The organism is Cryobacterium sp. (assembly GCF_026786305.1).
In the GTDB taxonomy this organism is placed as follows: domain Bacteria; phylum Actinomycetota; class Actinomycetes; order Actinomycetales; family Microbacteriaceae; genus Cryobacterium.
On record NZ_JAJAYI010000100.1, the window covers coordinates 1 to 9,620 of the forward strand.

Consider the following 9,620-nt stretch of genomic DNA (forward strand, 5'->3'; position numbering starts at 1 on the left):
CAGGCCAGCGCCGCGCCGGCGAGGAGGTTCAGTGCGTCCCCGAGCGGAGTCGGCCAGACCAGGTCGCGGTTCAGGATGTCAGGATCGGCACGGTACGCGTGCTGCACGCCCTGTTCCTGCAACCAGTCGGCGTGTGGTTCCCGTGCCCGACGCAGCCAGCGGCGCACCGTGGAGACCGGGCGGCCCAGCTGGGCCGCGATCGTGCGGTGCCCATCGCCGCGGGCCTTCGAAGCCAGGGCCATGCCAATCACCTGGGCCGTGTCCGCCCGCCGCAGAACCAGCGCTGCGGGCAGCAGCATGTGCGTGGCTGCGCACTCCGGGCAGCGGGCACGGCGGGGTCGCACCGAGACCGGTGCTTCGCCGAGGCTGCGCACCCTGCGGATGCGGCCATACCCGTGCGGGCGTAACGCCCCGGGACAGCCGGGACAGCCCAGCTGCCCCGCGTCGAGCAGGGCCTCGGCCTGCTCCGGCGAGGCGACGACGACCATCGCGTCCGGCTCCATTCTGCTGCCACAAGGTCATGCCAGTAACTCTTGACTACCACACCCGGCCGGGGAAGGGGCCACCTCGTGTTGAGGGTGTGGCGGTCGCCGTTACCGTGCCGACCAGGCCGGCCAGGATCCTCATGACGATCACGGCCCAAGCGTTCGTCCGCGACCATCGCTGCTCGTCACGATGACGCCGCCGATATCGACAACCCCATCGTCACCCACCGCGACGCACAACCCCGGCCTCATCGTCATCCACGGAGACGTACAACATCACCGAGCGAGTCGACCCTTGGATCTGCGACGCTAACACCCCAAGCGTCACCCTCGCCGATAACACGGTCATACCCGCCAACGAAGGACCCGGAGCATCCAGCGAGCAGCAGAATCAGCGGCAGAAAGGCGAGCGGAAATCGTCGCATGGCCCTCCTTAGCTAACCCGATCCTATGTCACCGAGATTTCATCCCGCCCGCTGTCCGGATGCCGTCATAATCCGGGATGACGAGGCCACGCGTGCGACCGATGAGCGTTCGGCTTTCGCGACAGTGCAAGGGCGGTTATCAGTGCCGGCCCAAGGATCTGACTACGGTACGGCGTGGCAGGAATACTGCAGAAGGGGCTGGTGACTTTTCGCCGAGTCCCTCTCATTCCTGACAGCGAAGAGCTGATGTTTCCCAAGAGTCCCTGCATGGACCATCGAAGCTGGGCAGCGATACAACATTCGTTCGTCAGCCCATTGCCCCCAGTGCGGAGCGCGCGGATCATATTCATATGAGCGCTAGAGCCTTCGGACCGGTCGGCGAAGACGTTGGCAGCCTTGTCCGGTTCGGCGATGCGATGACCGCCCAAACGATGCTCGGCACAGCAGCGACCACCGGAAGGTTCTCCATCGTCGAACATCTGCTCGCGCCGCGTGAGCTGGCGGCGCCTCTACACATGCACAGCCGTGAAGATGAGTTCACGATTGTCATCTTGGGAAAGATCGGATTCCTTCTCGGTGACAAAGTCTTCCATGCCGATCCGGGCGAGCTGGTCCGAAAGCCGAGGGATCAGTGGCACACCTTCTGGAATGCAGGAGACGAGCCGGCGCGGGTTCTGGAAGTTATTTCTCCGGCGGGATTCGAAAACTACTTCGAAGAAATTGGGCAGTTCTTCCTGGACGGCGCCGGACCTGACATTGAGGAAATGGCTGCGGTGTCCGAGAAGTACGGGCTGCAGATGAACTTTGAGTCGTTGCCTGAACTGATCGAAAGATTCGGGTTGGTGCGTCCTTTGGAGATGGACGGGACGCCCCCGGCATAAACACCAACGAGCCAGGGCAGCGGCAGGATCTCCTGATGCCGGATGAAGCTGGCGCGCTGACGTGATATGAAACATGGACTGACACAGCGGCGGCGATACGTTGTTTGAAACCCGAAAAAGTGCCCGCTGAGCGTTCCGCTTGCGGGCGGCATCGGCTTCGCCCAGCTCAAATTGAGGCCATCCACTGCCTCGAAACCAAAATGCCTCGTATCCCATCGGTTTCGAGGTACTCAGCGCATATAGCGCGCACGTCTGCCACCCGGATCTGTTGCGCGAAGGTGGGTTCATTCAATTCATTCCGAAGGAGGGCCTTCCGCTTCTCTGGCGAGGAACGCGGAGCTGGAGAATCATGATTGCTTCTGGCCCGAGCGTGATGGCGGGTGCTAGGTTGCCAGGGCGTCTCGGGTTCTAGGGCTCGCGTGTTCGCCTCTCGCCGCGTCCGCGTCGTTCTCAATTCCGAGTTGCGTGCGGAGCGAGGTGCGCGCGCGGTGATAGCGGCTGCGTACGGTTCCTTCCTTCATGTGGAGGACGCGGCTGACCTCTACGAGCGAGAAGCCTTCCCAGTGGACCAGCCCGATGATGTCGCGGTCGACCATGTCGAGACGTGCGATTGCTCTGTGCAGGTCGTCATGCTCTGTGGGGTCCGAGAAGCCTGCGCGCGGTGTGGCGGCCAGAATGCTCCGAAGTCGGTCTCCCATTGTTCTTTGATAGGTCGCGCGACGGTAGTGGTGCATAAGTACTTTTCGTGCGATCCCGAACATCCAGGGACGAACCTCGGCGTCGTCCGCGGGTAGCGCTGCGGCTCTACGCCAGACGACCAGAAGCGTCTCAGCGAGCAGGTCAGCGGCATCTTCTGTCTCGTCGACCCGTCGAGCGAGATAACTCAGAACAGGGACCGAATGTAGTCGAACGGCGTTCTCAATCCGGGCCGTGCGATCACCGTGGTCGACCATCATTCGGCCGGGGGGACGCACGTAAAGCCCCAAGCGTCCACAGCGGCTAAATCGGTTCCTACGCCCTCCGAAAGCCAACCGACGCCAGGGAAAGTTTCTGCTGCGAACGCGCGCACCACGGGGTCGAATCCGCGACCCACTCGGCTCTCCCCGACGCTGTCGTCGTCGACGCCCGGTGCCGTCGTGTCATACAGTTCCTGTCCCACCCCCGCCCAGTCACGGGAAGTGATGGCGGCGTCGAGAGTTTCAGCAGAGTTGGGCGGAGGGTTGCGAAGTTCAATCCACACTCGGCAGGACTGCACTTGGCCCGTCTCCGTGGTCCAGCTAATCGGGATGGGTTCATTGTTTCGGACGTTCTTGATGGGCATGCTGACGCCTCCCCAATGGGACATGGTGATCGCCACGGTGCTCGCCCCAGCTGTGAGTATGAGCCCGCCTGTGACCACCACAGGAAGTACCCACCGAGCCCGTGGCGCATGCCCGTGTCGAAGTCGCGCCGGCATGGCCGTGTTCACCATCCGTTGCGCTTCGGCCTGGGCTGCAAGGGGAAGTTGTCCCGGCATCTGGCCGAGCAGTTCGTCGAGATCGCGTTTAGTCATTTTCTCTCCTCGTTTAACTACTCATTCCCCGACGACGTCAGATCGTTGCAGAACGGGTCAAATGAATCGCACGCCTTTACGTCCACGTGTTCCGAGCTGTGTCAGCGCGACGGCGGACGGAAAGGGATCCTCTTCGGGGCCATTGTCCCGCAGAGGGTTCCCCTATTGACAAGAAAAGTACCCGCGGTTCGCTCAGTGAACGGAGAAGCCGCCGTCGACCGCGAGTCCTTGGCCTGTGACATAGGCCGATGACGAGCTCGCAAGGAAAAGAGCGGCCCCTGCGAAGTCCTCGGCGAGTCCGTTACGTCCGATCATTGTCCGAGCGGCAAGTTGCGCAACCAACTCTGGCTGTGAGGCGAGCCTCTCATTCAGCGGCGTGAGGACGAAGCCGGGTACCAGCACGTTGCTCGTCACGCCGCGAGCAGACCAGGCCTCGGCCTGTGAACGGGCCAAGGCTTCTAACCCGGCCTTGGAAACGCCATACGCGCCACTTTGCACGAACGCGCGATGCGCCTGCTGGGAACTCACCGAAATCAAACGACCGAATCCTCGATCAGCCATTCCCGGAGCGAACCGCTGGCCAAGGAGGTAGGGCGCCTCAAGGTTGACCGTCATGATTGTGTCCCACACTCCGTCGGTGAGGTCGTTCATCGCAGGCCGAAGATTGATGCCCGCCGAGTTGACTAAAATATCGGGCTCACCCACTTCCGCAGCCACGGCTTCGGCGGACTCACGAATTCCCTCACGGCTGCTGAGGTCTCCGACCACTGCTAGCGCCCGTGCGCCGTGCTCACGGATGTCTCCAACCGCCTGATCGAGTCGGTTCCTGTCCCGCGCAACCAGCACAGTCGTGGCGCCTGCCAGCGCAAGGCTTTTCGCGATTGCCAGACCGATTCCGGAGCTACCTCCGGTGACAATCGCGGTGCGGCCCTCGAGTGAAAACAGCTGCCGTAAATGGGAGTCGATCGTCATGCCCCGACTATAAAGGGATCGACGGAAAGCCACGCAACTGGGACGGCCGGGATTTCACTCGAAGCTGGCACCGGCTGGTTCATCCGTCGGCGGCACCCCATGTTTCTGTGCGTGAGTGGTTCCGCTGCGGGCACCTGGGCAACGTCGAAATCCAGCCTCGATCACACGTTCGCGAGCACTTGAAATGCCGCCCGCTGATCGACCCCCTGCGGACACATGAGCAACGTCGAAATCCAGCCTCGATCACATTTTCGCGAGCACCTGAAATGCCGTCCGGTGATCGACCGACTTGCGGGCGCTTTGACGACGCGTTGTGGAAGAGTTAGGCGTGATGTGGCCAGCACCCGAGCAGGTGGAAACGGAACGGTCCTTGTTGGAACCGCTCTCGGTCGACCACGCTCCGGAGATGGTCAGGGTGCTGGCTGATCCGTCGCTCTATGAGTTCATCGGTGGCGAGCCACCCACTCCCGAAGGGTTGGTGCGGCGCTACGTCGCCCAGTCGGTGGGGCAGTCGAACGACGGCTCGGAGTGGTGGCTCAACTGGGTCATCCGCCATAAAGTTTCCGAAGTCCTGGTCGGTTTTGTTCAGGCCACCGTTGAAGGCGAAACAAGGAAACTGAGCGCCGATATTGCGTGGGTCGTGGCACCTAAGGCGCAGGGGAATGGCGCTGCTACCGAAGCGACGCGAGCAATGATCCAATGGCTGCGGGAACGCGGCGTTGGCTCTTTCGGCGCCTTCGTACATCCTCAGCATCATGCCTCTATGGCGGTGGCAAAGAATCAGGGTCTTGCACCCACGTGCACGATCGAAGATCGCGAGATTCGATGGGAACTGAACATCGGCGGCGACCGATAGGCGTCCGGCCTACGGGCACCGGTGCAAGGTTGAAACTCGCCGTAGATCCCACGCGCGCGGGCATCGGGAAAGCGGCCCGGTGATCGACCTGCTTACGGGCGTCCAAGATCAATCGAGATCGTAGATGACGGCACAGGGAAAGTGCGCAATCGAGGGACTTGCGCGCCCTCGGCCAACGTCTTACGTGATCACACTGAACAGCAGACGGCTGACAATCGCACGGTGACCCGGTCGCAAACGGGTGAGAAGTAGGGTTCAAATCCCGCCGGTACTGACAGCGGATAACCCGCTAATCCCCACGATTACGGGGGTTTTTCTTTGTTCGCGGGTGCGCAAGCTATTGGGGGTACGCCCCGATCATCCGTTCACGCGGGTCTGTTGGTCGCGCAGAAGTGCCGGAATCTTTTCACGGAAAGGGAAGAACCCTCGTGTGGCGTGCGGCCACGCTTGGGCATCCCACGAGCGCAGCACGCGGGTGAGCGTGACCCCCTCAGCGGCAAGGTCGATGGCCAGTCGGTCGAGCCGATCGCGCACAGCGCCGACAGGCGCGTAGGGGGTGACGAGCGCCGTCACGCTATGAGCCCGCATCCACGGCAGAACAGCGGATGCCGTGAGAGCGTCGAGTGTGGTGGTGCCGGTCGAGAAGTGCGTGCCGGCCCGGTCGAGGCCGTCAGCGAGCGCGCCGGCCGTGAATGCGACCACAAGTGGTGACGACGGTTCAGGCGCGGATGCCGTCGTGAAGTCAGTGGCCGACAGCGGCGACCGTGGCTCGCCGGCGCTCGGCGCCGCCACCGCGGCGACCTGTGCTCCGGCCGCCTCGAGGGCCGGTGCGAGGCTCTCGGCGTGGAGGTCGTCTTCGTGAAGCATCAACGCCACCCGGCCGGCGGGCAGCGGCTCGGGCCGCGGCGCCGCCAGAGGCGTGGGAGGGGGCGCGTCGTCGTCGATCGCGATCGCGTGTGTGGCCAGCCCGTGCGGGTGAAACCGCCCCCCGGTGGCGAACGCAATGTTCTGAGTCGTCGCAAGGTAGGTTTTGCCGACAGTCTGCAGCCCGCCCACCCAGCGCCACGAGAGAGTATTCGAGGCCGGGTCGCCGTCGAGCAGGCGCCGCATGAAGAAGTCGGCTCCGAGCTGCCAGGGCAGACACAGCGTGAAGATCCAGATGCTCGCGAACCACATGCGTGCGTGGTTGTGCAGGTAGCCGGTGTCGACCAGTTCTCGTGCCCACTCGTCGAAGCCGTCGATACCCGTGCGGCCCGTCACAGCCGCGTCGTAGCTCACACGTTGCGCGGCACTCAGCCCTACGAGCGCGGGCCCGACGGCCGCGGCGTACCGCGCCCAGACGCTCGGCCGCAGCTCGAGCCAGCCCTTCCAGTAGGTGCGCCAGTAAACCTCTTGAACAAACTTCGAGGCCGCATCGAGCGAATGCCGCTGCAGCACTGCCTCCGCCACGTCTGCCTCGGTGACGAGCCTGTGCCGAACCCACGGCGAGAGGGTCGACACGTTTGTACGATCCGCCGGGCCTCGGTCGAGATTGCGCTCGGCGGCGTAAGCCCGACCGGCACGGGGAACAAAGTCGGCGAGCCGGGCGAGGCCCGCAGCGCGAGTGGCAACGAGCGTCATGCGGACAGTATGGGGCAGGCACACTGAGAAGCGATGGGATGCCCAGATCGGATGCTGTCATCTCCGCAGCCCAAGACAACGCGTCACCGAAATTCTGAGCAGCCCCGGGTCAGGACATGTCGAGTCGAAATCGGGTTGAAGCCCGTGCCCACCGGTTTCACCAGAGGGCCCAGAGCGAAACGTGAGCCGCCGAGTTACGAAACGGGAGTCCAGCGAAAAAGCCGCCGATGTTTCGGCGGCTATCTTATTTTCCTGACTTCATCGTTCCTCACCCGTCTCAACAGAGCCGCCGCTGTGATTGCACGTTACCCGCAATGCGGGTCGGGCCAGAAGGGGACGTTCTCGATTTGATCTCGGGGTCTTGTCCGCTGATGCGGAACGCATCACGATAGCCACATGCAGTTCGCTGGAGTTCTCCCCGAGGACGCACCCGACCCACGCGTGGAGTACGCGGAGATGCTGACGGCGATGCCGATCCCCGTGATCGAGTTCGCGGCACAGCGCTCACTGGAGATCACGGACATCGGCGTCAACTACGGCACTGACCGCGTCGGATTCTCTATCCCGGCGGTTGCGAAGCAGGTGGGGTCAAAGCCGAGGGAACGGCGAGTCATTCCAGTCCGCCGCGATGGCGTCGATGCTTCTCCGCGCAGCTGCTGCGTCATTTTGTCGTCGCGGCTGTCCTACCTAAGCGAAAGTCCAAGCCGGATGGGTCGCATGGAAACAGACTCGATGCGGGGATCCTCGGCGGCCCATTGGGTCTGCTGCACGTGCTCAAGTAGTGCGCGTCCAACACCGGCACGCCGGGCGTCGGGACGGACGAGAATGTCCTGCAAGTAACAGATAGTCACGTCGTCGGAAATCGCGCGCGCCAGATCCCAAAGTTCTCGCTGTGGACCACGAGCAGACACCACGAACGAGGATCCGCGAATCGCGCGCGTCAGCACGTCCGGATCACGCGTGTACGCAGTCCGGCCGACCGAGCTGTAGAGGAAAAGCAATTCTTCATCAGAGACGGTGTCGCTGCTGGAGATCCAGAATTCACTCATCGCCACACCCTCCCATACCAGCGAGAATTACCCGGAGCCTCTGCGGCCCGGAGGTGCGACGGCGCTATCAACGCGGTGGGCCGCCGTCACCGCGGCAGCGCTTATGCACTTCTGGGAGGTGGTCCATTCAGGGCTAGATTTGCTGAATGGAATTGCGTCAACTCGAACACTTCGTCACCGTCGCCGACGAGCGGCACTTCACCCGAGCCGCCGAGTTGCTGCAGATTTCGCAATCGGGGCTCTCCGCCTCCATCCGAGCGCTCGAAACGGAGCTCGGCATCTCGCTCTTCGTGCGCAGCACCCGACGCGTCGAACTGACCGCGGCCGGCCAGGCGCTGCTCGCCGACTCCATTCGTACCCTCGCTAGCGCCGCCGCCGCGCGGAATGCGGTCGCCGCGGTACGCGGCGTCGTGCGCGGGCGCCTGACTGTGGGAGCCGAACCGTGCATCGGCGCGATCGACCTTCCGGCCGAACTCGGACGATTTCGAATCGCGAATCCCGGGGTGGAGGTGCGTCTGCGCTACGAAGGCTCGATGGAACAGCTCGAAAGCGTTGCGAGCGGGCTCCGGGATGTGGCCCTGGTCGTGGCGACCGGTCCTGCTCCGCAGGGCGTGCGGATGCGGCGAGTGAGCTCGCAGAAGCTCGTGGTGCTGTGCCACCCGGATCATCCGTTCGCCGCACGAGGCGACGTCGACATCGAGTCGCTCCATCACCAGCCGATGATCGGCTTTCAACCCGGGTGGGGCGCCCACGTGCTTGCGCGTCGGGCGTTCGCGGCGGCCGGATTCGACTACCTCGCCTCGATGGAGGTCAACGACGTGCATCCGCTGCTCGACCTCGTCGGCTACAACCTCGGAGTGGCGATCGTGCCGGCGAGCTTCGCCGCGAAACGTCCAGACACGCTATGCGCGGTGGCGCTCCCCGAGAACATGCCGGAATGGACGGTCGCCGTCGCGGTGGCGGATGAACCGAGTCCGGCCGCCACCGCGTTCCTTGATCAGCTTTTCGAGGAGACCCCTCAGGCCGCGTCGAGGATCGAGAGCTCGTCGGCGGTCAGGGTGACCTCGGCGGCCTGAACCGAATTGGTGATGCTCTCCGGCCGGGATGCGCCGGGGATGGGGATCACGCGCGGCGATTTCGCCATCTCCCACGCGAGGCACACGACCTGCGGGGTGATCCCGCGGTCGGCGGCCACGCGTCCGAACGCCTCGAACCGGTCGCCGAGGGCGCCCGCCGAGGAGATGCCACCGAGAGGGCTCCACGGCAGGAACGCAATCCCGAGTTCGTCGCACAGCTCGAGTTCGGGCTCGCTGCTGCGGAAGGCGGGCGAGAACTGGTTTTGCACCGATGCGAGACGCCCACCGAGGATCTCCTGGGCTAGACGGATCTGTTCCAGATTCGCGTTTGAGATGCCGGCCTGCTGGATCGTGCCGGCATCGAGCAGATCGCGGATCGCGCCGACGGAGTCCGAATAGGGCACCTCCGGGTCCGGGCGGTGCAATTGGTAGAGGCCGATCGCGTCGCCACCCAGACGCTTCAGCGACGCCTCCGCCGCCTGCTTCAGGTACTCGGGTCGGCCGTTCACTGTCCAGGAGCCGTCTCCGGGGCGGAGGTGGCCGCCCTTGGTGGCAACGAGCACACTCGACGTGTTCCCTCCCCAGGTGGCGATCGCCCGTGCCAAGAGCGACTCGTTGTGTCCGACGTCCGTGGCCGTCAGGTGGTAGGCATCCGCCGTATCGAAGAGGGTCACCCCCAGGTCGAGAGCGGCGTGAATGGTGGC

At 63.9% G+C, this 9,620-nt stretch carries 10 protein-coding genes; 3 read left to right on the top strand and 7 right to left on the bottom strand.

Features of this window, described 5'->3' with window-relative positions:
* Positions 1 to 503: DUF6431 domain-containing protein (locus tag LH475_RS13055; protein ID WP_297414491.1), on the bottom strand; the 503-nt coding region annotated here is incomplete at its 3' end.
* A gap of 236 nt (positions 504 to 739) precedes the next feature.
* A complete protein-coding gene (locus LH475_RS13060) occupies positions 740 to 910 on the bottom strand; it encodes a hypothetical protein (RefSeq protein ID WP_297414493.1) in 171 nt (56 codons plus the stop codon).
* Positions 911 to 1,260: 350 nt separating this feature from the next.
* On the opposite strand from LH475_RS13060, the gene LH475_RS13065 reads away from it, so the two are divergent.
* Positions 1,261 to 1,791 (top strand): cupin domain-containing protein, encoded by a 531-nt coding sequence (locus LH475_RS13065; protein WP_297414494.1) that lies wholly within the window; start codon positions 1,261 to 1,263, stop codon positions 1,789 to 1,791.
* 383 nt (positions 1,792 to 2,174) lie between these two features.
* On the opposite strand, the gene LH475_RS13070 is transcribed toward LH475_RS13065, so the two are convergent.
* Both LH475_RS13070 and LH475_RS13075 read right to left on the bottom strand, forming a co-directional pair.
* Positions 2,175 to 2,747 (bottom strand): sigma-70 family RNA polymerase sigma factor, encoded by a 573-nt coding sequence (locus LH475_RS13070; RefSeq protein WP_366145610.1) that lies wholly within the window; start codon positions 2,745 to 2,747, stop codon positions 2,175 to 2,177.
* A gap of 788 nt (positions 2,748 to 3,535) precedes the next feature.
* The gene (locus LH475_RS13075) at positions 3,536 to 4,315 is read right to left on the bottom strand and encodes an SDR family oxidoreductase (protein ID WP_297414496.1); all 780 of its coding nucleotides are present in this window, start codon (positions 4,313 to 4,315) and stop codon (positions 3,536 to 3,538) included.
* 313 nt (positions 4,316 to 4,628) lie between these two features.
* Here LH475_RS13075 and LH475_RS13080 point away from each other — a divergent pair, with 313 nt between their 5' ends.
* On the top strand, positions 4,629 to 5,171 hold the full coding sequence (locus LH475_RS13080) for a GNAT family N-acetyltransferase (RefSeq protein ID WP_297414498.1): 543 nt from the start codon (positions 4,629 to 4,631) through the stop codon (positions 5,169 to 5,171).
* Between the two features lie 357 nt (positions 5,172 to 5,528).
* On the opposite strand, the gene LH475_RS13085 is transcribed toward LH475_RS13080, so the two are convergent.
* Together LH475_RS13085 and LH475_RS13090 are read right to left on the bottom strand one after the other, a co-directional pair.
* Positions 5,529 to 6,791 carry an FAD-binding domain-containing protein gene (locus tag LH475_RS13085; protein ID WP_297414500.1) on the bottom strand — a complete coding sequence of 421 codons (1,263 nt, stop codon included), beginning with the start codon at positions 6,789 to 6,791 and terminating at the stop codon, positions 5,529 to 5,531.
* Between the two features lie 683 nt (positions 6,792 to 7,474).
* A complete protein-coding gene (locus LH475_RS13090; RefSeq protein WP_297414502.1) occupies positions 7,475 to 7,840 on the bottom strand; it encodes a GNAT family N-acetyltransferase in 366 nt (121 codons plus the stop codon).
* Positions 7,841 to 7,986: 146 nt separating this feature from the next.
* Between LH475_RS13090 and LH475_RS13095 the strand changes: the two genes are divergently transcribed.
* Positions 7,987 to 8,916, top strand: a complete 930-nt coding sequence (locus LH475_RS13095; RefSeq protein WP_297414504.1) for a LysR family transcriptional regulator — start codon at positions 7,987 to 7,989, stop codon at positions 8,914 to 8,916.
* Here LH475_RS13095 and LH475_RS13100 read toward each other — a convergent pair.
* A partial coding sequence (locus tag LH475_RS13100; protein ID WP_297414506.1) for an aldo/keto reductase occupies positions 8,859 to 9,620 on the bottom strand: 762 nt, incomplete at its 5' end. The two genes, LH475_RS13095 and LH475_RS13100, sit on opposite strands and share 58 nt — an antisense overlap.